We start from the raw sequence: 802 nt of genomic DNA on the forward strand, positions 1-802 counted from the left end.
GGCGGGCGGACGACGGCCAACCCCACATCACCCGCCCGCCCCCGACGGTGACCACCCCTGACACGCCGGTGTCCACAGGTGCCATATGCTGTCCCACAATGACGCTGGCCCCTGCGCGCGAAAGGCGCCATCCGCTGTGCAACTCTCCATTCTGACCTCGATCACCGGTCTCCTGGTGCTCGGGTACATCCTCGAGCTGCTCCGTAGGCAGCAGCTCCGGGAGAAGTACGCCGCGATCTGGCTCGCCATCGGTCTGCTGGTCGCGCCGCTCGGGTTCGTCCCCGACCTGCTGGACTCCACCGCCAGGCGGCTGGGTGTCGCGTCGGGCGCGAGCCTGGTGCTGTTCGCCGGCTTCGTGCAACGTCCTCGGCCAGCAGGGCAACTACCCCATGGCCGACCGCGCCGCGGACGCGTCCGCTGCCGACGCCACCGAGGCACAGGTGAACTCATGAGCGGTGACCGGCGGGTACTGATCATTCTTCCGGCCTGGAACGAGGAGGACGGCCTGCCGTCCGTCCTGCGGGAGATCCAGGAGCAGCTGCCGTACGTCGACACCCTGGTGGTGGACGGAGGCTCGGCGGACAGCACCGCCGCGGTGGCCGAGGCCGCCGGCTCGGCCGTCGCCCAGCTGCCGTTCAACCTCGGGGTCGGCGGCGCGATGCGCCCCGGCTACCGGTACGCCCAGCAGCACGGCTACGACGTGGCGATCCAGGTCGACGCGGACGGCCAGCACGACCCGGCGTACATCCCGGCGCTGCTGGAGCGGCTCGCCACCGGCGAGGCCGATCTGGTGATCGGCGCC

1 protein-coding gene is annotated in these 802 nt (G+C 71.2%); it reads left to right on the forward strand.

Going from position 1 to position 802, the window contains the following annotated elements:
• Positions 1 to 136 precede the first annotated feature (136 nt).
• Positions 137 to 802, forward strand: a 666-nt coding sequence (locus ABD323_RS42430; RefSeq protein WP_344447395.1) for a DUF2304 family protein, incomplete at its 3' end; no start/stop codon positions are given.

This window comes from Kitasatospora nipponensis, from assembly GCF_039528135.1.
Classification (GTDB): domain Bacteria; phylum Actinomycetota; class Actinomycetes; order Streptomycetales; family Streptomycetaceae; genus Kitasatospora; species Kitasatospora nipponensis.